21 protein-coding genes, 4 tRNA genes and 1 riboswitch are annotated in these 22,781 nt (G+C 63.8%); of the genes, 12 read left to right on the forward strand and 13 right to left on the reverse strand.

Annotated features, from left to right (window positions below; genetic code table 11):
• Nucleotides 1-2 precede the first annotated feature (2 nt).
• On the reverse strand, nucleotides 3-509 hold the full coding sequence (locus tag LRQ04_RS10775; protein WP_235520159.1) for an RNA polymerase sigma factor: 507 nt from the start codon (nucleotides 507-509) through the stop codon (nucleotides 3-5).
• Between the two features lie 457 nt (nucleotides 510-966).
• Between LRQ04_RS10775 and LRQ04_RS10780 the strand changes: the two genes are divergently transcribed.
• Nucleotides 967-1,464 carry a hypothetical protein gene (locus LRQ04_RS10780; RefSeq protein WP_235520160.1) on the forward strand — a complete coding sequence of 166 codons (498 nt, stop codon included), beginning with the start codon at nucleotides 967-969 and terminating at the stop codon, nucleotides 1,462-1,464.
• A 125-nt stretch (nucleotides 1,465-1,589) separates the two neighbouring features.
• On the opposite strand, the gene LRQ04_RS10785 is transcribed toward LRQ04_RS10780, so the two are convergent.
• From LRQ04_RS10785 to LRQ04_RS10795, 3 genes are all read right to left on the reverse strand, one after another.
• Nucleotides 1,590-1,665: transfer RNA gene (locus tag LRQ04_RS10785), tRNA-Phe, on the reverse strand.
• Between the two features lie 46 nt (nucleotides 1,666-1,711).
• Nucleotides 1,712-1,785: transfer RNA gene (locus LRQ04_RS10790), tRNA-Asp, on the reverse strand.
• Nucleotides 1,786-1,870: 85 nt separating this feature from the next.
• A tRNA-Glu gene (locus LRQ04_RS10795) sits at nucleotides 1,871-1,943 on the reverse strand.
• Nucleotides 1,944-2,177: 234 nt separating this feature from the next.
• Between LRQ04_RS10795 and LRQ04_RS10800 the strand changes: the two genes are divergently transcribed.
• Nucleotides 2,178-3,119, forward strand: a complete 942-nt coding sequence (locus tag LRQ04_RS10800) for a DMT family transporter (protein WP_235520161.1) — start codon at nucleotides 2,178-2,180, stop codon at nucleotides 3,117-3,119.
• Here LRQ04_RS10800 and LRQ04_RS10805 read toward each other — a convergent pair.
• Nucleotides 3,116-4,039, reverse strand: coding sequence for a carbohydrate kinase (locus LRQ04_RS10805; RefSeq protein ID WP_235520162.1), 924 nt, complete (start codon nucleotides 4,037-4,039; stop codon nucleotides 3,116-3,118). The genes LRQ04_RS10800 and LRQ04_RS10805 overlap by 4 nt on opposite strands.
• Nucleotides 4,040-4,129: 90 nt before the next feature.
• Here LRQ04_RS10805 and LRQ04_RS10810 point away from each other — a divergent pair, with 90 nt between their 5' ends.
• Both LRQ04_RS10810 and LRQ04_RS10815 read left to right on the forward strand, forming a co-directional pair.
• A complete protein-coding gene (locus LRQ04_RS10810) occupies nucleotides 4,130-4,630 on the forward strand; it encodes a metallopeptidase family protein (protein ID WP_235520163.1) in 501 nt (166 codons plus the stop codon).
• Nucleotides 4,631-4,640: 10 nt separating this feature from the next.
• Nucleotides 4,641-5,561 carry a cation diffusion facilitator family transporter gene (locus LRQ04_RS10815; protein WP_235520164.1) on the forward strand — a complete coding sequence of 307 codons (921 nt, stop codon included), beginning with the start codon at nucleotides 4,641-4,643 and terminating at the stop codon, nucleotides 5,559-5,561.
• Here LRQ04_RS10815 and LRQ04_RS10820 read toward each other — a convergent pair.
• Together LRQ04_RS10820 and LRQ04_RS10825 are read right to left on the reverse strand one after the other, a co-directional pair.
• Nucleotides 5,558-8,326 carry a PEP/pyruvate-binding domain-containing protein gene (locus LRQ04_RS10820; RefSeq protein ID WP_374198929.1) on the reverse strand — a complete coding sequence of 923 codons (2,769 nt, stop codon included), beginning with the start codon at nucleotides 8,324-8,326 and terminating at the stop codon, nucleotides 5,558-5,560. The genes LRQ04_RS10815 and LRQ04_RS10820 overlap by 4 nt on opposite strands.
• Nucleotides 8,327-8,344: 18 nt before the next feature.
• Nucleotides 8,345-9,382 (reverse strand): universal stress protein, encoded by a 1,038-nt coding sequence (locus tag LRQ04_RS10825; protein WP_235520165.1) that lies wholly within the window; start codon nucleotides 9,380-9,382, stop codon nucleotides 8,345-8,347.
• Between the two features lie 414 nt (nucleotides 9,383-9,796).
• Between LRQ04_RS10825 and LRQ04_RS10830 the strand changes: the two genes are divergently transcribed.
• Entirely contained in the window at nucleotides 9,797-10,483 is a 687-nt protein-coding gene (locus LRQ04_RS10830; protein WP_235520166.1) for an FAD-binding protein, read from the forward strand.
• Between the two features lie 113 nt (nucleotides 10,484-10,596).
• On the opposite strand, the gene LRQ04_RS10835 is transcribed toward LRQ04_RS10830, so the two are convergent.
• Together LRQ04_RS10835 and LRQ04_RS10840 are read right to left on the reverse strand one after the other, a co-directional pair.
• Nucleotides 10,597-11,382, reverse strand: coding sequence for an NlpC/P60 family protein (locus tag LRQ04_RS10835; protein WP_235520167.1), 786 nt, complete (start codon nucleotides 11,380-11,382; stop codon nucleotides 10,597-10,599).
• A gap of 3 nt (nucleotides 11,383-11,385) precedes the next feature.
• A riboswitch (cyclic di-AMP (ydaO/yuaA leader) is annotated at nucleotides 11,386-11,578 on the reverse strand.
• Nucleotides 11,579-11,728: 150 nt separating this feature from the next.
• On the reverse strand, nucleotides 11,729-12,361 hold the full coding sequence (locus tag LRQ04_RS10840) for a copper resistance CopC family protein (RefSeq protein WP_235520168.1): 633 nt from the start codon (nucleotides 12,359-12,361) through the stop codon (nucleotides 11,729-11,731).
• Nucleotides 12,362-12,474: 113 nt separating this feature from the next.
• On the opposite strand from LRQ04_RS10840, the gene LRQ04_RS10845 reads away from it, so the two are divergent.
• The 5 genes from LRQ04_RS10845 (at nucleotide 12,475) to LRQ04_RS10865 (ending at nucleotide 16,014) form a co-directional block, all read left to right on the forward strand.
• Entirely contained in the window at nucleotides 12,475-13,917 is a 1,443-nt protein-coding gene (locus LRQ04_RS10845; RefSeq protein ID WP_235520169.1) for an NCS2 family permease, read from the forward strand.
• Nucleotides 13,918-13,992: 75 nt separating this feature from the next.
• A complete protein-coding gene (gene hutG, locus LRQ04_RS10850) occupies nucleotides 13,993-14,940 on the forward strand; it encodes a formimidoylglutamase (RefSeq protein WP_235520170.1) in 948 nt (315 codons plus the stop codon).
• Nucleotides 14,941-15,000: 60 nt separating this feature from the next.
• On the forward strand, nucleotides 15,001-15,462 hold the full coding sequence (locus tag LRQ04_RS10855) for a hypothetical protein (RefSeq protein ID WP_235520171.1): 462 nt from the start codon (nucleotides 15,001-15,003) through the stop codon (nucleotides 15,460-15,462).
• Nucleotides 15,463-15,526: 64 nt separating this feature from the next.
• Nucleotides 15,527-15,600: transfer RNA gene (locus tag LRQ04_RS10860), tRNA-Cys, on the forward strand.
• Between the two features lie 192 nt (nucleotides 15,601-15,792).
• The gene (locus LRQ04_RS10865) at nucleotides 15,793-16,014 is read left to right on the forward strand and encodes a hypothetical protein (protein WP_017198995.1); all 222 of its coding nucleotides are present in this window, start codon (nucleotides 15,793-15,795) and stop codon (nucleotides 16,012-16,014) included.
• Between the two features lie 106 nt (nucleotides 16,015-16,120).
• Here LRQ04_RS10865 and LRQ04_RS10870 read toward each other — a convergent pair whose 3' ends face one another.
• The 3 genes from LRQ04_RS10870 to LRQ04_RS10880 all read right to left on the reverse strand — a co-directional run bounded on the left by LRQ04_RS10870 (nucleotide 16,121) and on the right by LRQ04_RS10880 (nucleotide 19,891).
• Nucleotides 16,121-16,369, reverse strand: coding sequence for a hypothetical protein (locus LRQ04_RS10870; protein ID WP_235520172.1), 249 nt, complete (start codon nucleotides 16,367-16,369; stop codon nucleotides 16,121-16,123).
• A 197-nt stretch (nucleotides 16,370-16,566) separates the two neighbouring features.
• Nucleotides 16,567-18,159, reverse strand: coding sequence for a histidine ammonia-lyase (hutH, locus tag LRQ04_RS10875; protein ID WP_235520173.1), 1,593 nt, complete (start codon nucleotides 18,157-18,159; stop codon nucleotides 16,567-16,569).
• 4 nt (nucleotides 18,160-18,163) lie between these two features.
• A complete protein-coding gene (locus tag LRQ04_RS10880; protein WP_235520174.1) occupies nucleotides 18,164-19,891 on the reverse strand; it encodes a urocanate hydratase in 1,728 nt (575 codons plus the stop codon).
• Between the two features lie 196 nt (nucleotides 19,892-20,087).
• Between LRQ04_RS10880 and LRQ04_RS10885 the strand changes: the two genes are divergently transcribed.
• Nucleotides 20,088-20,264, forward strand: a complete 177-nt coding sequence (locus LRQ04_RS10885) for a hypothetical protein (RefSeq protein WP_235520175.1) — start codon at nucleotides 20,088-20,090, stop codon at nucleotides 20,262-20,264.
• Nucleotides 20,265-20,268: 4 nt separating this feature from the next.
• On the opposite strand, the gene LRQ04_RS10890 is transcribed toward LRQ04_RS10885, so the two are convergent.
• Nucleotides 20,269-21,075, reverse strand: a complete 807-nt coding sequence (locus tag LRQ04_RS10890; protein ID WP_211710815.1) for an IclR family transcriptional regulator — start codon at nucleotides 21,073-21,075, stop codon at nucleotides 20,269-20,271.
• A gap of 243 nt (nucleotides 21,076-21,318) precedes the next feature.
• Here LRQ04_RS10890 and LRQ04_RS10895 point away from each other — a divergent pair, with 243 nt between their 5' ends.
• Entirely contained in the window at nucleotides 21,319-22,755 is a 1,437-nt protein-coding gene (locus tag LRQ04_RS10895) for an amino acid permease (protein ID WP_235520176.1), read from the forward strand.
• Nucleotides 22,756-22,781: the final 26 nt, after the last annotated feature.

The raw sequence follows: 22,781 nt of genomic DNA on the forward strand, positions 1-22,781 counted from the left end.
GGCTAGACTTCCCGTTCTGTCATGAGGTGTTGTGGTGCGGCTTTCGCGAAAGCTTTGCGGGCCCTGTGGAGCCGGACTGCCGCTGCGGATGACGTACATCCAAGGCTTTCGGCCAGTTCGGCAGTGGTGAGATCGTCCCAATAGGAGAGCATCAGAATTTCCCGGTCCCGGTCCTTGAGACGGGACAGGATCACGGCGACGCTTCCTCGCTGGCCATCATCGTGCGTAGTGGCGTCTTGGGTGCGGGCTTCTTCCGCGAGTCGTTCCATAAGTTGCTCGCGGCGGCGTCGGCCTTTGTACTCATTGCCCAGCACGTTCCTGGCTGTGGCGATCAGCCATCCGATACCGGGGGGTTCGGGTGGTTGTTTCTCCCAGACAATCCGGAACACGTCGTTGGCAAGTTCCTCAGCCCGTTCACGGTCGTTGATCCGATACGCGATGTACTGGTAGATGCGGCTGAAGTGCTCAGCATGAAGAGCGATCAGTTCCTGCTCTCTGGTAGCCAACATCTGGTTCTGTTCCCCCGGGCTCGTGCGATTTGATCAGTCAACTCATTAGTGTCCCGGGAACCGTCGTTTCTTACACAACAGGCGAGAATGTTTGGAAAGGGCCGAGATCGACGTGGACGGTTGTGACCCACGCGGGACGCTCCTGATTATCCATCTCCCGCTCTTGTTGTTGCCGGAGGTGGACGACTGTGTGGACCCGGGAGTCATAGAGGGATTGCCGTGCCAGAGTTTGGAGGTGCAGAGCATCGGTACCGGTAGAGTGCGCTTCATGACATTGGGGGATGGAAAAGCCACTCGCGTCCGTCGCCCGTGGACCTTCGCCGGGGTATGCCTCATGGTTGTTTCGATGCACTGCTGCTGTTCGGCCTGACGCAGGTGCCCCCAATACAGCTGCTACCCGGCTACGTTGTTGCCCATCTGCTGATTGGGGCTAGCATCTTCCGCCCAATGGGAAAGATTGTCGTCGCGGCAGGCAGCTGCGTTCCTGGTTCCCGGCCTCCTGCTTGCTGTCACGACGCTACTGAACCTGGGGTTCTGGGCAGGCGGTTGGTTGATCGGGCTTCCCACCTGGGGCCTCCTGCTGAGTCAATGGACTCCTGAGAACCCGCTCAGCATTGGCCGGCTACTGAAGTTTCTCGGTCTGCTTGTACTAGGCCTGGTGATCTTCACGTTCAATGCGATCTACCCGGTCCTCGGACTAGGACTTTTCCTGCTGCCGGCAATTCCCCTGGTCCGGCTGGTTTCCCCGAACTACCGGACCCGGGCCCTACAGACCGCCGTAGAACTTGTCCTGGGGGTAGCCGCAGTTTTATTCGCTCTTGCGGTTCCCACCCCGGAAGGCTCATGGTCCTCCCTTTGGGCCACAATAGGCGGAGCAGCTACCATCGGACTCCTGATGGCGTACTGGGCACGGCGAGTTCCCCAGCGGACGGGCCGTTTGCAGCCGCGCTACTGAGCCAGTGTTCTGGCACGTAATAGATCCCGGTTTCCATCTTTTTCGCGAGCTGGTCGCCCACGCCGGACGGGTCGCCGTGCGTTAAAGAAGAAAAGCACCAGTTCCGAAGAACTGATGCTTCCCAGTGGTGGCTCCGACCGGCGTCGATCCGGTGACCTTTCGATTTTCAGTCGAACGCTCTACCAACTGAGCTACAGAGCCTAGGTGACATGTCACCTTGAGAACCGAATTTCTCCGGCGCTCAGAGCGACCCTGACGGGACTTGAACCCGCGACCTCCGCCGTGACAGGGCGGCGCGCTAACCAACTGCGCTACAGGGCCTTGCGTTTGCAGTATCTCTACCGCGTTTTTTTCAAGGCTTCTAGCTTACCAGACTTTTTTCATCCGATTTACCACTTGCCTTGCGTACCCCCAACGGGATTCGAACCCGTGCCGCCGCCGTGAAAGGGCGGTGTCCTAGGCCGCTAGACGATGGGGGCCTGAACTCAATTCGGATTTTGCAAGGAAAAGGAACGCTTTACGCGTTCTTTCCGTGTCTCGCTCGTCCGAACTGGACTCTAAAACTTTAGAGCATAGATAGCGATATTCCCAAATCGAGCTCTGCAGGCCCCAAGGGCCCTCGCTGCAAGGGCCCACAAAGATTGGCAGGATCTTGTCCTGACGCGTCCGAAAACCGCCAGCTGCCCAGGGGCCTCCCCGGCTACATTGGCTTTATGACAACCACCACCCCGGCCGAACCCGGCCAGCCTTCCCCGGACCTGCCCAAGCGCACCACCCCTGCGCCGGCTGCGGCCATCAGTAAACTCGGCGTCGTCGCCGTCATTGTCACCGTGGTCCTTTGGGCTTCAGCTTTTGTTGGCATACGCGCCGTCGGCCCCAGCTTCTCCCCCGGTTCCTTGACGCTCGGACGTTTGGCGGTTGCCGCCGTCGTGCTTGGAATTGTGGTGCTGCCAACCCTGAAGGTCTGGCCGAGCGGACGCGAGTGGCTGCCGATCCTCGCATACGGGGTGATGTGGTTTGGAGGCTACAACGTGGCACTGAACGCCGCGGAGCACATGCTCGACGCCGGAACCAGCGCCATGCTGATCAACGTTTCGCCCATCCTGATCGCAATCCTCGCAGGCATCTTCCTCAAAGAAGGCTTCCCAAGGTGGCTGCTGATCGGCAGCGGCGTGGCATTCTGCGGGGTGGCGATGATCGCGTTGGGTTCCGGACAGCGTTCGACGGCGGACGTGGCCGGCGTGCTGTTGTGCTTGCTTGCCGCCGTGCTCGCCTCGGTGAGCGCGATCCTGCAGAAGCCGGTGCTGCGGAAATTTTCGGCCGGCCAGGCGACGTGGTTTGGCATCATGGTGGGCGCTGTGTGCTGCCTGCCCTGGACCGGGCAACTGATCTCGGAGGTGCAGGCGGCACCGCTCCCCGCCACCTTGGGCCTCGTCTACCTGGGTATCTTCCCTACCGCCATCGCCTTCACCACCTGGGCGTACGCGCTATCCCTGATCTCGGCTGGAAAGCTGGCCGCCACAACGTACCTGGTCCCAGGCACCACCATCCTGATTTCGTGGGCCGTCCTCCAGGAAGTGCCCACCATCTGGGGACTCATTGGCGGCGTGGTGTGCTTGGTCGGAGTAGGACTGACCCGGCGCAGGGGCCGTTAGCGGGCCATCCCGGCCAGAAGCTCACGGTGTGTTGGCGGATTGGCCCCCGGGCGGCCCACCGTGATGGACGCTGCCATGGACGCGATGCTGCCGATCCGTTCCAGCACCGTAGGCGCCATACCGTCGCTCCCCCGCAGCAAAAGGCCCATGATCAGCGCCGACATGTAGGAATCTCCGGCCCCGATTGTGTCGGCCACGCTAGACGGAATCGCGGGAACACTGAGCTGTATGTGCCGGGTTGCCATCAACGAACCCTGCGCGCCCCGGGTGATGACTGCCAAGCCTGTGCCCAGCCCAAGAAGGTGGCTCGCGGTTTCCTCCAGGGTTTTGTTGGGGTAGAGCCAGCGGGCGTCCGAGCCGCTCATCCGGACAACGCTGGTCAACGGCACGATCTCTTCGAACAGGGATAGAGCCTCACGGTGGGTTCCCAGGAGATCGGGGCGGATGTTGGGGTCGTACGTGACCATGCAGCCTCCGCGCGCCTGCTCCAACAAACTCCGGACGACTCCTGCGCCCGGCTCCAGGAACGTGGCGATGGAACCGGTGTGCAGGATCCGCGGAGCATACGGGAGGGCGACGGGAGCCAGCGCCCAATCAATATCGAACGTGTATGTTGCCGAGCCGTCGGCAGCGATCCGCGCGGTCGCCGTCGCCGTCTCCTGCAGCGATTTGGACCCAGGCAACAGCACGACGCCGGCGCTCTGCAGGTGCGCTGCTATGGCGTCGCCCCGTTCGTCGCGGCCGATCGCGGTCAACAGGCCTGCTTTGACGTCCAGGCGGCCCAGGCCGTAGGCGACATTTGCCGGCGAGCCGCCGGGGTATTCGGCCACCCCGTCGGCGGACTGCACGATGTCGATCAATGCCTCACCCACCACGACGACGTCGAGTGGTTCGGGCGCGAGGGAAGAGGTGGCAGTCATGCGGTTCCTGAGTCTATTGAAGAAGGATTGAATTCAGTATCCCGCATGATGACCGGGCCCAATGCTGTCTCCGCGGACTAAAGTCGAACCATGCCCGCGAACCTTCCTCCCGGCCTGCCCATCGTTCCGGACGGCGACCTTCCTTCGTCCAAGCTGCCGGCGCGCACTCCCGTGCACAGCCCCGCTGAGGGCGGCACCGTGGACGCCATCCCCGCCGGTGCCCCCTTCGAGATGTCGCCCGAGGACTTCGAAGAGGCCGTCAGCGACGCACTTCAACTCATCCCGCCCAAAGCCGCGAGCGCCATGGATAACGTGGCGATCTTCATCGAAGACGAGTACACGCCCCAGCCCGGCGAAAATCCGGAGACCGTGCTGCTGGGACTTTACGAGGGCGTCCCGCTGACAGAACGCGACTCCTGGTGGGAGGCAGGCTCCCTGCCGGATCGGATCACTATCTTCCGCCAGCCCATCCTGGACATCTGCACTACACGCGAGGAAGTAATCGACGAAGTGGCGATCACGGTAGTCCACGAGATCGCACATCACTTCGGAATAGATGACGACCGCCTTCATGAGCTCGGCTGGGGATAGCCTTGTAGGCATGGGGCACGACCACAACCACTCCCACGGAGTCACAGCAACCGGCAAGCATCGGAAACGGCTCATTGCCGTCTTGGCCATCACGCTCGGTGTGGTGGGCATCCAGGTAATCGGCGCCGTCGTCTCCGGCTCGCTGGCACTGCTGGCCGACGCCGGACACATGCTTTCCGACGCCGCAGGCGTCTTCATCGCACTCATGGCAGCGTGGATTGCCACCCGCCCGGCCAGCGACCAACGGACCTACGGGTACCAGCGTGCTGAAGTACTTGCCGCGCTGGCCAACGCCCTGATCCTCATTGTCATCGCCGTGGTGATCATGCTTGAGGCCATCCGGCGGTTCGGCGAAACCACCGAGATCCACACGGATGTCATGCTGTGGGCAGCCATCGTGGGTGCCGTTGCCAACCTTGTTTCGCTCCTCATCCTGCAAGGCGCCCAAAAGGAGAGCCTGAACATCCGCGGGGCCTACCTTGAGGTCCTCGGCGATCTTCTCGGATCAATCGCCGTGATCGTCGCCGCCATCGTGATCATGACCACGGGGTTCGCGGCGGCGGACCCCATTGCCTCCATGCTGATCGCATTGATGATCATTCCGCGGGCATGGAACCTGCTCCGTGATGTGGTGGACGTTTTGCTGGAGGCAACTCCGAAGGGCGTGGATGTGAACATGATCCGGGAGCACATCATTGCCGTGGACGGCGTGGTGGAAGCCCACGACATCCACATCTGGACCATCACCTCCGGGGTGCCGGTATTCTCAGCCCACGTGGTTGTGGAGGACGAGGTCCTCAACGCCAGGGGCGCGGACCTCATCCTGGATCAGTTGGGATCGTGCCTGGGCCGGCACTTCGACACCGAGCACTGCACATTCCAGTTGGAGCCCGTGAGCCACTCGGAGCACGAGTCACACCAGCACGCTTAAACTGCTCCGCCGGTTAGGTCCTCCACGGTCACCGTCCCTGCAGCACCGTCGACCGTTAGCTGCTGACCCGAGTCGATCCTGGCAGTAGCATCCGGAACGCCCACAACTGCCGGGATGCCGTACTCGCGGGCTACCACTGCGCCATGGGAGTTTGGCCCGCCCATCTCCATGACGAGCCCTCCGGCCGTGAGGAACAGAGGAGTCCAGCCGGGGTCCGTGGAAGGGGCCACGAGTATCTCGCCGGGCTCGAGGTGTGCGCCTACGGGGTCCATGATGACCCTGGCCCGCGCCGTCACCAGGCCAGCCGACGCCGGGCTGCCGGACAGAGTGCCCGGCCCCGCCTGAAGCCCCCGTGGCGCGGTAGCTTCGGGCTCGGTACCGTCGGACAACAGCAGCCTGGGGATATGCCTCCGCCGCAACTCCAGCTCGTATGCCGCACGCCGTTCCGCCACAACCCCACGAAGGTCTCCCCCGGCAAGCGCAACCTCGGCGTCATCGAGGTCAAGGAAAAAGATGTCCTCAGCGTCTTCGATCCGTTGGGACGCCGCCAGGCCATTCCCGACCAGGAGCAACTGCTCCCGTGCCGCTGCCAGCCCCAGGACCAGGTTGTACTTGGGCAGCTCCCGAAGCCCCGCGAACCTCCTTGTCCGGTCCAGCGCGGTACGCACGACGGCAGCGTGCAGCGGGCTCTTTGCCCTGGCACGAGCCACCAGGCGCGCGACCTGGTCATCCGCCTCCCTGGCGGCTTTGTCGAACTGCTGGTCCGGAGTATCCGCTCCGGGTTCAAGGCGCAGGTAATTGGCCACGACTCCAAGGACATGGGTTGGATCGTCCGCCCATCGCGGCATGCCGAGGTCGATTTCAGCCACTGCCCGGTGCCCGTATTCCAGAAGGAAGGCCCTCATCCCGGACTGGGCGACAGGCGGAAGGGTGGCATCCCGGTAGTGGACCGCCAACTCCGCTGCCGTGCGGCCCAGCATGAAAGACGTGGCATCGGGGTCTTGCCGGATGTCCGAGGCAAGGTGCCACAGGGCCAGGTCCATCTGCGTGGTCACGTTGTTGGCGAGGCCGCGGATGACGGTTTGAAGTTCGCTGTACGGAGCTTGGGACCCCAGGAGACGGCGCACCAGGGCGAGCATGGCGAAGCCGAGCACTGGAAGGGGCAACACGGTGGGCACCGTGGGAAATACCTGCTCGCCCAGGATTCTTTGGACATACGCAATCCGTTGATGGGCAGTGGCGTCCTCGGGGACGGAAAAGGAACGGCGCAGTTCCGCAGTGAGCCGGTCCACACGTTTCATGGCCGAAGCAGGAGCGATCAGGCCGCGGAGAAGTGACTCCGGGACACGGTATTTGGCGGCCACTGGTCCTACGTGTCGGATCAGCTTCAGGGGTGTTTTGATGGTCACTGAGAATCGCGGGTCCTCGAAAAGGGCCCGCATCAGTGTTGCGGAGCGGGCTTCCATGACATCGAACACCCGGGGAACAATGGCGCGGCCAATCCGGCTCCGCAGCACCGCCGTGAGATCGAAGAAGATGCGCTGCCCGGCTTCGTAATAGGCCGGTGGGCCCGAGCGTGGATCCGGCACATCGAAGGACGCCGTTGTCGCGACGCAAGAGGCCACCAGGCGGATGCCCGCCAAGCCCATAGGCGTTAATGGCCGGGTAAGACCCTGGGCAAGGCTGAAATTCAAGAACGCGTGCTCTCCTGGGAGCGGAGGATTCCGGGTCATCTGCGGATACAGCGTGGTGATGGGCCGGGATTGGGTCAGCCAGAGCTTGCCCGCGCCGTCGATGGCCCATTCTGTGTCCTGGGGTGCCCCGTAGTGCTGCTCCACCTGGCGGGCCAACCCGGCGAGGTCCAGGATCTGCCGATCATCCAGGCAGGCTTTCAGTGCGGACCCACCGGACTGCTCCGACGCCGCCCGTTCGATGCGTTCCGTGCCACCACCGGGCAGCGGCCGGATCTCCACGAGCCTGTCACCCACGGATCGCCTCACGATGGTCCGGCTGTTGATGTCCACCACATACTGGTCCGGGTTCACCGCCCCTGACACAACGGCCTCTCCCAAACCGGGGGACGCGTCTATCACAGCCTCGTGGCGCTTCCCGGTGACCGGGTTGGCTGTGAACATGACGCCTGCCGTAGCGGAATCAACCATCTCCTGAACGACCACCGCGAGGGCCACCGATGAATGGTCCACGTTGTTGGTGGTCCGGTAGCTGACGGCGCGGTCTGTCCAGAGGGACGCCCAACAGCGGCCAACGGCCTCCAGGACCGCCTCCGCACCCACGACGTTGAGGAACGTGTCCTGCTGACCGGCGAAGCTGGCGCTGGGCAGGTCCTCTGCAGTTGCAGACGACCTGACGGCCACGGGCACCTCCTCGCCGAGATCCCGGTATGCCGCGAGGACCGCCTCCGCGACTTCGCTTGGGATACCGGCGTCGAGCACCACTGATCGGGCGCGGGCAGCCAGGCCGTTCAGCGTGCCAGTATCCGTGGACCCCGCCTCAGAGAGTTCGCGAAGGACTGTATCCAAGCCGGCAGCAGCGAGTGCCCGCCGGTACGCGTGGGTGGTGAGGCAAAACCCGGGTGGGACAGGCAGGCCCGCGCTAACCAGTTCACCGAGGTTGGCGGCCTTCCCGCCAACCTCCGAAAGCATGCTCCCCCGTATTTTGGCGATGTCCACGATGAACGCCTGGGCGGCCTTGCGAGGGCCAGCCGGGTGGCCCTCCGGCTGGTCCAGTGGCTGCTGGCTGTCCATCGCTGGGGATCCCTGCCGCTAAGCTGCGCCGAGCATTGGCCCGAAATTGGGCCGATCGGCAAGCCTCGGATCTTCCCGGTCCGGAACTACCAGCACCGGCCCCTTCGCGTGATGGAGGACTCCATCAGACGTGGACCCAAGGAGCATCCCGGCGAATCCGCCGCGGCCACGGGTGCCGAGGACCACGAGCTCAACGGCGCGGCTTGTTTCGACCAGGACATCCACCGGAGCGCCGTCCCGGAGCTCTGTCTCTATGGTCAGTCGCGGGAAATGGCTCTGAAGCCAGGCCAAGCCCGCATCCAACTGCACCTTGATGTCGGCGAAGAGGGCATCGCGATCAAGCGGGGCGGGTACCCATGCGAGGGAACCGCTGTATTGGGGAACAGCGCAGATCACACGGAGCTTGGCGCCCATGCGCTGTGCCTGCTCCGCAGCCTCGAGAACAGCTACGCGGGCCTGCTCGGAGCCGTCCACGCCTACTGCCACGACATTCTCGACAGTGCGGGGGCCGGCCTTGGCGTGCTCGGCTTTGATGTGTTTGTCCTCGGTGCTCTCCCCGAGGCGGTCCGCGCAGTACAGCGGTACGGTCACCGTGGGGCACTTGGCATGGGCGGGCAAAGCACTGCTCACTGACCCCAGGAGGCGCCCAACGAATCCGCCGCGGCCCCGGCTCCCGAAGACCAGAAGCGCTGCTTCCGCCGAGAGGTCGAGGAGGACACCTGCGGCATCACCGTTTTCGACCGAAGCATCCACGTCGATCGAATAGGCAGAAACCTTATCCAGGGCTTGCTTGACGATTGCATCGGCGCCTTCGCGGATGACGGAGTCGTCCACGGTGGCGTAGCCTCCGTCCAGACCAGATGCGGCAAAAATGGGGACCGAGTAGGCCGTGACGATATGCAAGGGGAGCTGGCGACGCTCTGCTTCACGCGCTGCCCAGACCAAGGCGCACTGGCCGTGCTCGGATCCGTCCACCCCAACGACGATGCCGCCGGGGGCAACCGCCGATTCCTCGCCATCGCGTGGCACTTCATTGTGTCTTTCGTGCTGGTCCATTGGGCCCGCCTCTCCACCTACTGCTTGATGTTCCGGCTATTCTGCCAGAGGTTCTCTGCACGGAATTCCCTGACTCTCCAAATGTCAATGGCCGGGGTAGGAGAAACTTGGAATCTCTCCTTCCAATGCCCACTATTCTCGGTCGGAAGTACCGAATCAAGGCGACTTCGGGCTATGTGCATAACGGTCCGGGCTCAGTTCAAAACGCACGGGATCGGCCTGCTGGCGGACACGAAAAACACGTCGCCGGGAAGGCTACCCATGGCCGAAAAAGTTCGGTAGTGTTCGAGTCACTGAATAGCCGGGCAGCGTGTCTCAGGACACACCCCGGCTGTTAATTTGCGGCCGCTTGGGGAACTCGGACGCGATCCCACGCGATGCCGCAGGGCACACACGTCAAGGAGGAACCAAGCAGTGTCACTCACGCCTGATTCCGGCACGGAACGAACCACCACAGTGGTTATCGGCGCCGGCCTCTCCGGTCTGGCTGTTGCCAGCGAGCTCAGCCGCTACGGGGTGGGCTCCATCGTCGTTGACGGGTTCGGGTCGCTCTCAACCACCGGGCCTTCGACCCACACTGGAATGCTCCAGCGCTGCGACATCTCCGATCCCGCCATGCAGGAACGCAGCGAGATTCTCCGCCACCTGCGCAACTACGCCGCCAACCATCAATTGGACGTTCGCAGCACCACCCGTGCCGTTCGCCTGGATTTCCTGGGCTCCGACCAGTTACAGCAGACGGGTCACGTCGCATCGGCGGCCCTCCGGGGCAGGATCGTTTTCGGCCCCCTCGAATCCACTCCCCGTCAGTGGGCGGTCCACACCGCCCAAGGTGTCCTGCTGGCCGACCACGTCGTGGTGACGCGGTGCGCCCAGAGCCAGCTGCGCCGGATGCTGGCAGAGCTTGGAATCGCCGTCGGCCAGAATTTCGCCGCGGCAATGCGTGCCGTGGGGATGCACCTTGTGGGCGTCGGAGAACTCATTACCCCGACTCCCAAAGAAGTCCTTCGGCAGGCCAAAGCTGTGGGGCAGGCAATTTCCGCCAAGGTGGCCCTACCGGCAGGCAACGGCATGGCCGGAAGCGGCGTAGCCATCGCCTAGGACGGCCGCTTCACCGCCACTGGAACTTTTGCGCACATTTCTTAACGCCAAAGGCCGGCACCCTCGAAGAATGAATCTTCGAAGATGCCGGCCTTTGAACTGAAGCGTGAGGCTTATGCGCCTGCGCGTACGTACGTGATGGGACCAGTTGCGGTCAACCAGCTGATCGGGTGGATACCCGTCTGGTTGCCGTTGATGCCACCGCTGATGGCCTGGCCGTTGCCGATGTAGATTGCAACGTGGCCGGACTGGACGATCATGTCGCCGGGCTGGGGGCTGCTGACGACCTTGCCGTAGTTCATGAACTGCATGGGCGCGAGGTCACCAACGGGGATACCTGCGGAGCCGAGGGCCCGCTCCACCATGGCGGTGCAGTCCTGCATGATGCCGATCTGGGCGTAAGCCGAGGCAACCATGGCGGCGTTGACTCCACCGACGGCCGGTGCAGCGGCTGCAGGAGCAGCGGCGGCCGGAGCGGCTGCAACTGACGCGGCAGCCTTTGCTACAGGAGCGGCTGCGGCAGGTGCTGCCACTGCTGCCTTCTTGGCAACAGGTGCCTCAACCACGGGAGCCGGCTTCTCGATGACCGGAGCTGCTACGGAAGCAACAGCAGGGCGCTCGAAGTTGACAGTAGCCGTAGCTGCGGCGGTTACAACCTTGGTGGGAGCCTCGGAAACGGTCTCGGCGACCGTGGCGGGGCTGGAGTCACGCTGAACCGGGGTTTCGGCTGCGTGGGCAGCGATGGAGCCGGTCAGGACAAGGCCCGAGGCTGCTGCGATAACAGCTGCCTGGCGGCCAGCGCCGGAAGCGTTGCTGGCGACTGCCTTGGAGATGGAGATGAACGGATTAGGACGTACGCTGTCCGCCTTACGACGGCCGCGAAGAATGCTTGAAGACATGAAAAAGCCTCTCCCGATGCCTGCGAGGTTAGCTGTCGGATTCGGATGGGAGTCACCCGGCCACTATCCCCCGCTGTTCAGCGGAAGCATCGTGACTTCACCCCAAGGCACGCTCGAAAGCGACCTAAATTGGGTTCCCCGTCTCTGCCGTAAGGTTTGTCTGCGAACGGATTCCGGACTGCGGCAGAGCTAGGCAATCAGGCCGGAAGTGCCCGCTACGTGGAACAGGCACAGGTTCTACGGTACGCGATGATCTCGCCGAAGTCACATTTAAGTAACGAGAACCGGGGTTTTGGCGTGTCGCAGTAACCAATCCGAGATATTCGCAGCTACGTAGAAAAGCCTGTTATTCCGCGGAATCTCCCGCATTTGAGTCGTTGGAGGCGGCGAGTTTCTTCCGGGCGGTAACGGCGAGATAGATCACAAGGCCCACAGCAACCACGGCCAGTCCCACGATGCTCCACGGGAAAGGTTGGGACGCGTCCGCGGCCGGGGTGCTGGTGGCAGTACCGGGCGCTGCGGTTCCCGCCGTCGGAACCGTATTTGAAGGTGCCGACGACGACGGCGAGGCACCCGCGGTGCCGCTCGTCGCCGTCGCGCTTCCAGCAGCGGCCTTGAACGTGAAGGTGCCCTCGATGGGGTGCGAATCGGAGCTGACGACCCGCCAAACCACGGTGTATTCGCCAGCCGGCGCGCCTTCGCGGATCTTCTGGACCGCCTGGTTGTCGATGATTTCGACGGGTCCCTCCGCCCAGTTTTCGCCGCCCGCAGTGACGGTTACGCCCGATCCGATGGCCAGCGGCCGGTTGTTGAACGTGATGGAGACCGACGCCGGGACAGCAGCCACGCTGGAACCGTTGGCTGGCGCTGTGGATTCGGCGACGTCGTGCGCGGAGGCCGGGCCCGCGGAAAACAGCAAGGCGGATGCGAAGGCCAGGGCGGCAACGACGGCGGCCAGAAGCGGGCGGATGGTGCGCATGGGGCGGTTTCTCCTAGTGTTGGCTTCCTTACAGACTAGGCGAATCGTCAGGAGGCCCATATCCGACGGCATAGGATTTGAGGGCACACTCCCCTCGATCCCCGGAGTCCTTCATGCTTAAACAAGGTTCTGCCATCGACCGCTACTTCAAGATTTCCGAGCGTGGCTCCACATACTCCCGGGAAATCCGAGGTGGCTTCGCAACCTTCTTCGCCATGAGCTACATCGTGGTCCTTAACCCGTTGATCCTTTCCGGGCAGGATTCCAGCGGAGCGTCGCTGGGATTCACCGCCGTCGCGGCCACCACGGCATTCGTCGCGGGCATCCTGACCATCCTCATGGGCGCCTGGGCCAAGCACCCGTTCGCCGTGGCCACGGGCCTGGGCGTTAACGCGTTCGTAGCGGTGACCGTCGCCTCGCACCCGGGCCTGACATGGCCGGACATGATGGGCCTGGTGGTCCTCTCGGGCCTGACCATGCTGATCCTCGTTCTCACCGGTTTCCGTACCGCCGTATTCAAGGCCGTACCGGAAGCGCTCAAGACCGCGATCGTGGTGGGCATCGGCCTCTTCATCGCACTGATCGGCCTGGTCAATGCAGGGTTCGTCCGCCGCATCCCTGACGCCGCCGGCACAACCGTTCCGCTGGGATTGGGCGTCGACGGGAAACTGCTCGGCTGGCCCACCCTGGTGTTTGCCTTCGGCCTGATCCTGACCATCGCACTGGTGGTCCGCAAGGTCCGTGGCGCCATCCTGATCGGCATCGTGGCATCGACGGCTTTGGCCGCCATCCTTGAGTTCACGCTCCACATCGGCCCGAGCAACGACGGCACCAACATCAACCCGCGCGGCTGGTCCCTTGTTGCCCCGACCCTGACCAAGTGGGGTGCCCCGGACCTGTCACTTATAGGTAAGGCCAACCCCTTCGGCGCGTTTGAACACCTCGGCTTTATTGCCGCAGCGCTCCTGGCATTCGTGATCCTTTTGAGCATCTTCTTCGACGCGATGGGCACCATGGTCGGCCTGGCCAACGAAGCAGGGACCGTTGACAAGGATGGCAACATCCCCAACGTTGACCGGGTCCTGCAGGTGGATGCCCTCGGCGCGATCGTCGGCGGCGGCGCATCTGTTTCCTCCAACCAGATCTTCGTTGAGTCCGGCGCAGGCATCGGCGAAGGCGCACGCACGGGTCTCGCCTCGATCGTTACCGGCGTGTTGTTCCTGGTGGCCATGTTCTTCACGCCGCTGATCAACCTCGTCCCCTTTGAAGCCGTGGCGCCCGCACTGGTTGTTGTGGGCTTCATGATGGTTTCCCAGGTGGGCAAGATCGACTGGCAGGACTGGGGCGTGGGCATCCCCGCCTTCCTGACCATCGCCCTCATGCCGTTCACATACTCCATCGCAAACGGCCTGGGCGCGGGTTTCATCTCCTTCGTCCTGATCCGCACGTTCCAGGGCCGCGCCCGCGAAGTTCACCCGCTCATGTGGGCCGTCGCCGCCGCGTTCCTGCTGTTCTTCGGAATCGGAACAGTGGAGGAACTGCTGGGCGTCAAATAGCCGCATTCCGGTATTTCAGACACTCCGGACCCGGAACTGCTGGCTTTGGCAGTCCGGGTCCGGTGTGCTTTAACCATGGAAACAAGCGTCCCCACAGTAGATGTCAGCCCCACCCCGTGGACCGGCCGGTTCGACGGCACCGGCGCTGAGCATCGCCGGTGGTGGCAGGCCATTGCCCCGCACACGCCCGAAGCCTCCGCAGCAGCCACGCGTCCCGCCGTCGTGCTTGGTTTTTGCAGCGACGCCGGCGTGCTTCGCAACAAGGGCCGCACAGGTGCGGCAGCGGCCCCTGCCGCGATCCGTTCGGCGCTTGGCCCGCTGGCCTTCCACCTGGGCCGGGACGTGTTCGACGCCGGTGACGTAGTTGTGGAGGACGACTCGCTGGAAGCGGGCCAAGAGCGCGCCGGCCGCGCCATTTCAGGACTGCTCGACGCCGGGAACCTCACCGTAGTGCTGGGCGGCGGCCATGAGACCGCGTTCGCCAGCTACCTGGGCGTAGCCGGTTCTGAGGTGCTCCAAGGCAAACGGCTGGGCGTCCTGAACCTGGATGCCCACTTTGACCTGCGCGATGACCCCACGCCGAGCTCGGGCACTCCGTTCCTGCAGATGGCCCGCGCGGAAGCTGCCGTGGGACGCGAACTGCAGTACGCCGTCGTCGGAATTTCCGAACCAAACAACACGCGGACGCTCTTCGACACGGCGGACCGGCTCGGCGTGAAGTACCTGCTCGATGAACAGTGCTCGGCGGAAGCCGCGGAGATCTTTGTTTCCGATTTCCTGGCCGGCGTGGACGCCCTCTACCTGACGATCGATCTTGACGTGATGCCTGCTTCAGTAGCCCCCGGGGTAAGCGCACCCGCCGCGTATGGGGTGCCCTTGCCGGTGATCAGTGCGATCTGTCGGCAGGTTGCGGCCAGCGGTAAGTTGCTCCACTTGGATGTCGCCGAGCTGAATCCGGAGTTCGACATCGATTCCCGGACTGCCAAAGTCGCAGCCCGGTTGGTGAACACCCTCCTCGCATAGCTTCGCGGGCCCTTTCCCGTTCGCACTCCGCCGTTTAGCCTGTGAGGAGGAAGGACGGCGATGAGCGCAATTCCTGTGCAGGACAAGTGGGCCTGGGTGTCCGGGCTACTCGCTGTTGGGTTGGGGCTGGCCGCCCACATGGCCGCTGGCGGAAGCGCCCCGGCCATCCCCGTCGTCTTGGGCTTCGCCGCGCTGTGTTGCCTGGCTGCGCAACTCCTGGCCCGCTGGGTCCATGGGCCTTTGCTGTTGCTGCTGGCATCCGGTGTGGCGCAGCAACTGCTGCACTTGGGGTTCGTCGCGTTCGGAGGCTACTTCCCCGGCACCGGGCTGGTGGAGCACCTTCATGGCACGGGCCAGGGGCTCGGCGATGTGCCCGCGGCGGGTGCCTCCGACGGCGGCTCGCCGCACATCATGCTCTACACCCATATGGCTGCCGCGATTCTTACCCTCGTAGTGACCGCCGGAGTAACCAGGCTTCTCAATCGCGCGTCACTGCGGGCAACCGAGGGCAACACCGCGTAGTCCCGCGACAGGCAGGGCAACGAACGTTGGAAACCGCGTATCCGGGCACCTAGTGTCGTTGGAGCGTGGTGTACCCAAGAGGCCAGGGAGCTGCCTGCAAAGCAGCGCACGCGGGTTCGAATCCCGCCACCACGTCCAATCGCCCTCCCGGATCATCCAGCGAGGCGGCACAAAATGCGGGTGTTTCGTCCAAACATTGGCATCAGGTGCCACCTCGGCGCGCCTGAGACCCAGGTCACGGAAGTGGGAGTCATCTTACAGATATATGCCTTCCTCCGACTATGATTGATGGGTCGCCCTCGCATGCGGCAATTAATAGGAGGCCCCCCAATGACCCCTGCAATGATTGCAGAACGCGAAATCCGCCTGTCCTTTTCCAAGGCAGACGAGATCCACGACGGACTCGACCGCGCCGTGGATGCACTGATCGAAAACGCAGCAGCAGACGCTAACTGCGGCATTCTGGTGACCCGGCACGAGCCAGGCACCTACACCGTGGCTCTGGACGAATCCGTTCCCTTCGGTCAGACCCGCGAAGTACTCGCTGCCTGATTGTCGTCCCTGACGGCACCCACGGCAGCGAACAAACAACCGGGGCCCGTCCCCTCTCCGCATCTACTACCCGCGGAGAGGGAACGAGCCCCGGTTTTTGTTTAAGCTACGCCCGGCGGAGAGTCACGCCGTCGGACTTCATGAACAGTTCCTTGCCCTCTTCGGTGACACCAGGTCCCGAATGTTCAAGCCACACGACGTTCCCGCTGCTGGAAATCTCCTCGATCCGGCCGGTTGCGATGACGTGGGCGTACTTGACCACTTCCACCGACTCGCCGACTTTCAGCATCCTCCAGTCCGAAACCGTAGCCGAGTGGGCGCTTCGCCTGGACAGGACTGCTCCGCGTGCCTTCATTGAACTTCTACCCCTTTGTGGATGTTCTTTGTTGTGTATTGAGTTGTGAACGGTTGACCGTCAAGCCCACGGCAACGCTGGCGTGGACGTGACGTACACCATAAGTTCTACTACATTTGCCGCGCCCCGGTGGTTGCGTTGCGGACAAACACCGGGGCATGACAAATCTGCTCACGAAATGAGCGTTTTATTCGACGTCAGGCCAAAATCCCGACGGCGGATTCGGCGGCCGCGCGAACGGCACCCGAGCCAACCAAACGGTCAGCCGCTTCCAGTTCCGGTGATAGGAACCGGTCGGTTCCCGGCCCCTGGACCAGTTCACGAAGCACCTCAAGCACGGCCGCGCCGGCCGGTCCCGGGGTGAGTTCGCCGTCGGACATTTGCGTCCGCATGTCGATGGCGCGGGCGCTGGTAACGAGCTCGACGGCGAGTACCCGGCGCAGGTTCTCCACAGCCTTCCGCAGCTTCCGGGCAGCGTGCCAGCCCATGGACACGTGGTCTTCCTGCATGGCGGAGCTCGGGATGGAGTCCACCGATGCCGGAACGGCCAGCCGCTTGTTGTCCGAGACAAGCCCGGCCTGCGTGTACTGGGCGATCATCAGGCCGGAGTCAACGCCCGGGTCTCCGGCGAGGAAGGCCGGAAGTCCGTGGGAGCGGGCCGGATCCAGCATGCGGTCCGTGCGGCGCTCAGCGATGGAGCTGAGGTCGGCGATCGCGATGGCCAGGAAGTCCAGGACATACGCCACGGGGGCGCCGTGGAAGTTGCCGTTGGACGTGACCCGGCCGTCGGGAAGGACCACGGGGTTGTCGATGGCTGCGGCGAGTTCGCGGGAAGCCACCAGCGCGGCGTGGTCCACGGTGTCGCGGACTGCACCGGCAACCTGGGGTGCGCAACGCAGCGAGTAGGCGTCCTGCACCTTGGTGTCGTTGATCCGGTGGGATGCCACGATCGGCGAGTTGGACAGGACCCGGAGCATGTTGTCCGCGCTGGCGGCTTGGCCGGGGTGCGGACGGAGTGCTGCGTGAAGCTCGGGCAGGAACACCTGGTCGGTGCCAAGGAGGGCCTCGACGCTGAGCGCGGCGGTGACATCCGCCGTCGCAAGCAGCATGCGGATGTCGGCGATGGCCATCAGCAGCATCCCCAGCATGCCCTCGGTGCCGTTGACCAGCGCCAGGCCTTCCTTCTCGGCCAGCGTGACCGGCTCAATGCCGTGCTGCGCGAGCAGCTCAGCAACGGGTGCCTTGCCGGCGGTGCCGTACAGTTCGCCGTCGGGTCCGGTCGCTTCGCCTTCACCCATGAGAACCAGCGCGCAGTGGGAGAGCGGGGCGAGGTCGCCGGAGCAGCCCAGCGAACCGAATTCGCGGACCAGCGGTGTGATGCCGGCGTTCAGGACTTCCACCATGGTCTGCAGAACGACGGGACGGACACCCGTGCGGCCCGAAGCCAAGGTCTTGGCGCGGAGGAACATGATGCCGCGCACCACTTCACGCTCCACAGCCGGGCCCATTCCTGCAGCGTGGCTGCGGATCAGCGACTTTTGCAGCTGCGTGCGGAGATCGTTGGGGATGTGGCGGTTGGCCAGCGCGCCGAAGCCCGTGGAAATGCCGTAGGCCGGGACATCGCTCGTGGCGAGGCTGTCGATATGCGCACGGACCTTGGCGACGTTGTCCAGGGCTTCCTGGGAGATGGCCACCTTGGCGTGGAGGCGCGCGACGGCGACGACGTCTTCCGGGGTCACGCCGGAAGAGCCGAGGGTGACAGTGAGTTGTTCGTTGGAGGTTATGGTCATGTTCTTACTTCTCATTCATGGGGATACGGACGCCGCGTTCGTTGGCGACCTCGACGGCGCGGTCGTAGCCGGCGTCGACGTGGCGGATGACGCCCATGCCGGGGTCGTTGGTCAGGAGTCGTTCGAGCTTCTCCGCGGCGAGGTCCGTGCCGTCAGCGACGGAGACCTGCCCGGCGTGGAGTGACCGTCCGATGCCGACGCCGCCGCCGTGGTGGATGGATACCCACGTGGCACCGGAGGAGGTGTTGATCAGGGCGTTGAGCAGGGGCCAGTCAGCAATCGCGTCGGAACCGTCCTTCATGGATTCGGTCTCCCGGTACGGGGATGCGACCGAGCCGGAGTCCAGGTGGTCACGGCCGATCACGATCGGGGCCTTGACCTTGCCTTCTTTCACGAGCTGGTTGAAGAGCAGGCCGGCCTTGGCGCGTTCGCCATACCCGAGCCAGCAAATGCGGGCCGGCAACCCTTCGAATTCCACGCGGTCCGCAGCAGCGTCGAGCCACTTGTGCAGGTGCGTGTTCTCCGGGAAGAGCTCCTTGATGGCCTTGTCCGTGACGGCAATGTCCTCGGGGTCGCCTGACAGCGCAACCCAGCGGAACGGGCCAAGGCCCTCGCAGAACAACGGCCTGATGTACGCCGGGACGAAGCCCGGGAACTCAAAGGCACGGTCGTAGCCGCCCTTGCGGGCCTCGTCGCGGATGGAGTTGCCGTAGTCGAAGACCTCGGCACCGGCGTCCTGGAATTCCACCATCGCCTGTACATGGCGGGCCATGGAGGCCTGTGCCTTCTTGGTGAATCCTTCCGGGTCGGATTCCGCTTCGGTGTGCCACTCATCGACGTTGATGCCCTCGGGAAGGTAGGACAAGGGATCGTGCGCGGAGGTCTGGTCCGTGACCACGTCAATGGTCAGCTCTCCGGCCTTGTGGCGGCGAAGCAGTTCCGGGAACACCTCGGCGGCGTTGCCCACGTAGCCTACGGACCAGCCACGGCGCTCTTCCTTGGCCTTCTGGACCTTCGCAATCGCGGTATCCAGGTCGGTTTCGACCTCGTCGAGGTAGCGCTTGCCGGCGCGGCGACGCAATCGGGACTCATCCACATCAACGATCAAACACGCGCCATCATTGAGCGTCACCGCCAGCGGCTGGGCTCCGCCCATGCCGCCACACCCACCAGTGAGGGTCAGCGTCCCGGCCAGCGGACCCTCGGTGGAACCTTCCACGGCGGGGGCCGGGTGGCGGCCCTCTGAAGCGAGCTTGTTTCCGACGGCGGCAAACGTTTCGTACGTGCCCTGCAGGATGCCCTGGGTACCGATGTAGATCCAGGAACCGGCCGTCATCTGGCCGTACATCATCAAGCCCTCGGCCTCGAGACGGCGGAACTCGGGCCACGTTGCCCAGTCACCCACGAGGTTGGAGTTGGCCAGAAGTACGCGCGGCGCCCACTCGTGGGTGCGGAAAACGCCCACCGGCTTGCCGGACTGGACCAGGAGGGTCTCGTCTTTCTCCATGGTTTCCAGGGTCCGGGTGATCGCATCGAATGCGGCCCAGGAGCGGACAGCGCGGCCCGTGCCGCCATAGACCACCAGGTCATCCGGACGCTCGGCAACCTCGGGGTCCAGGTTATTCATCAGCATGCGCAACGGCGCTTCGGTCTGCCACGACTTGGCAGTAAGTTCAGTACCTCGCGCGGCCTTGACCGGACGGGCACCAGTGGTGAAATCGGCGGGTGCCATGGTGACTCCTTCGTCTGTGGGGAAGTATGGACTGGAAAGATCTTCTGCTTCTACTAAAGCCCCTCAATCGCGCCGCCGGAACGGCTTTGGGAAGGCTGCTGTCCGGTATTTCAGACATACGCCCTTGCTGCGCCGGCAGTCCGCGGGGTGCTTGGAGGGGCGCCAGCAGCCCTCGTATTTACGCGGCAAGGAGAGCATGCTGGACCCTCACCAGAGCGAGTTTGGGCGGATGGCAAGCCCCACTGAAATCCTTGCGGTGGATCGGCCCCGGCACATCCGGACCCGTTTCGGCAACACAATCCTGAAAGGCGAATCGGACGTCAGGTTCGTGCCGGAGGGCCAAGGCGAGCACGAAGCCCGGGACAACCCGTAAAGGGTTAGCCGGCGGGGCGGCCGTGTATCCGGACCGACAGTTCGTCCGCCGCCTTCCGGATGCGCGCGGCCAGCACGGGCCACTGCTCAGCCGGCACTTTGTCCTCCAGGAACGTGACGGCGACTGCCGCCGTCGGCCATCCCACATGGTCCGTTACCGCAGCGGCGATTGAACCGAATCCGGGGGTGATTTCGCCGTTTTCCGTGGCGTAGCCGCGCTGCCGGACCTGGTCCAGGTGCGATGACAAGGCCGAGTACTTCATGATGGGGAACTCGACTTCGTGACGGGAGGTAAAGGCCGCGGCGTTCGGATAGAGGGCCCGCACCTGCGACTTGGGCAGGGCGGCGAGGATGGCGCGGCCGGAGGCCGTGAGGTGGCTGGGAAGGCGGACGCCGACGTCGGTTACCAGGCTCGGGCGGTTCTTGGCGCGTTCCTCAACGATGTAGAGGACATCGCGTCCGTGGAGCACGGCGAGGTGCGCGCTTTCGCCGATGACGTCAACCAGCGAGGCGAGCATGGGCCGGCCAAGGCGGGAAAGTGGTTCCTGCCGGGAGTACGCCGAGCTGAGCTCGAAGGCGCTGATTCCCAGCCCGTAGCGCTGTTCCTCGTGCAGGTGGAGGACGAAGCCGTTGGCCTCCATGACGCCAAGCAGGTGGTACACGCTGGACCGGGGCAGACCGAGCGCCGTGGCAATGTTCGACGCCGCCATGGGACCACGGCGCGAGGCCAGCAGTTTCAGGATCCGCAGGGTGTTCTCGGCAGCCGGGACCTTGGACGTGGCCTTTCCGGGCGCTACTGGAGTGGTTGTCATGGTTCCTCACTGCTCGGCTTATCCGGGAGCCCCGAACCGGAAGTGTCCGGTATCCCGTACTCAAGCGTGCACCCCCGGCTGCCCATCCACCAACCAGCTGGCGGTGATGAGTGTCTGAAATGCCAGACCACGGATCCGGCTGTCTGCGATCAAAGACACCAAAGCCGCGTGAGTCCCATCACAAGGGCCCCAAAAGTGATCTGCTGGATAGCGATCCCCTCCCAAAGACGAGAAGGTTTTACTATGCAACAAACCAAGCTGGCTGCGGAGAGCTCTGTGCTCCAAGCCGCGGGTACGGCGCTCAGCCGAGGCCTCAACGTCCGCCACATCCGCTTCATGGCCCTCGGATCCGCGATTGGTACGGGCCTTTTCTACGGCTCCGCCTCCGCCATCCAAAAGGCAGGTCCGGCGGTCCTGCTTGCCTACATTATTGGCGGCGCCGCCGTATTCATGGTGATGCGTGCGCTCGGCGAGATGGCCGTTCGCCACCCCGTGTCCGGCTCTTTCGGCCAGTACGCCAGCCGCTATCTTGGCCCGTTCGCAGGGTTCGTGACCGGTTGGACCTATGTATTTGAAATGGCGATCGTGGCCATCGCCGACGTTACGGCCTTCAGTATCTACATGGGCTTCTGGTTCCCACAGGTGGACAGGTGGATTTGGGTGCTTGCGATCATCCTGTTCCTGGGCGCCATGAACCTGCTCAGCGTGAAGGTGTTCGGCGAGCTTGAGTTCTGGTTCTCGCTGATCAAGGTGGTGGCGATTATCGCCATGATCATCGGCGGTGCGGCGATCGTCGTGTTTGGCTTCCAAACGGGCGACGGCGGTGGCGTGGCACCGGGACTGGGGAACCTCGTGAACCACGGCGGTTTGTTCCCGAACGGATTCGAAGGGCTCCTGGCCGCGTTCGCCGTCGTAATGTTTGCGTTCGGTGGGATCGAAACCATCGGCATCACCGCAGGTGAAGCAGCGGACCCCAAGAAGGTCATTCCGCAGGCGGTTAACACGGTGCCCGTCCGCGTCCTGCTGTTCTACGTCCTGACGCTTGGTGTGCTGATGAGCATCTTCCCGTGGAACGAGATCGGCAGCAGCGGCAGCCCGTTCGTGCAGATTTTTGATGGCCTGGGCATCCCGGCTGCGCCGCACATCCTCAACGCAGTGGTCATCACCGCAGCCCTGTCAGCTATCAACAGCGACATCTTCGGAGCCGGTCGCATCCTCTTCGGATTGGCCCAGCAGGGGCACGCACCGAAGAGTTTCGGCAAGGTCTCCCGGCATGGCGTGCCGTGGATGACCGTGGTGATGATGGGCGGGATCCTGCTGGTCGGGGTGGTTTTGAACGCTGTCATCCCGGAGGACGTGTTTGTGCTCATCTCGTCCATCGCAACCTTCGCCACGGTGTGGGTGTGGGTGATGATCCTGGTTTCGCACGTCGCAATGAAGCGGGAGATCAAGCGGAAGGGGCTCCCCGCGTCCGAGTTCGGTTCGCCGCTGTGGCCCGCTGCTTCGATCCTGACCATGGCGTTCATGGCCATGGTGATCGTGATCCTGGGCGTCTTCGAAGACACACGCGTCGCTCTGTACGTGGGTGGAACCTGGCTGGTCCTGCTGTTCGTGGCTTACAAGCTATGGGTGCGCGGCGGGGGCCTGCGCCGTGCTGAGCTGGTGGACGAGACCGCCTGATTCCCTGCGCCGAGAGTGCAGTTAAT

It is taken from the genome of Paenarthrobacter sp. AR 02, assembly GCF_021538675.1.
In the GTDB taxonomy this organism is placed as follows: domain Bacteria; phylum Actinomycetota; class Actinomycetes; order Actinomycetales; family Micrococcaceae; genus Arthrobacter.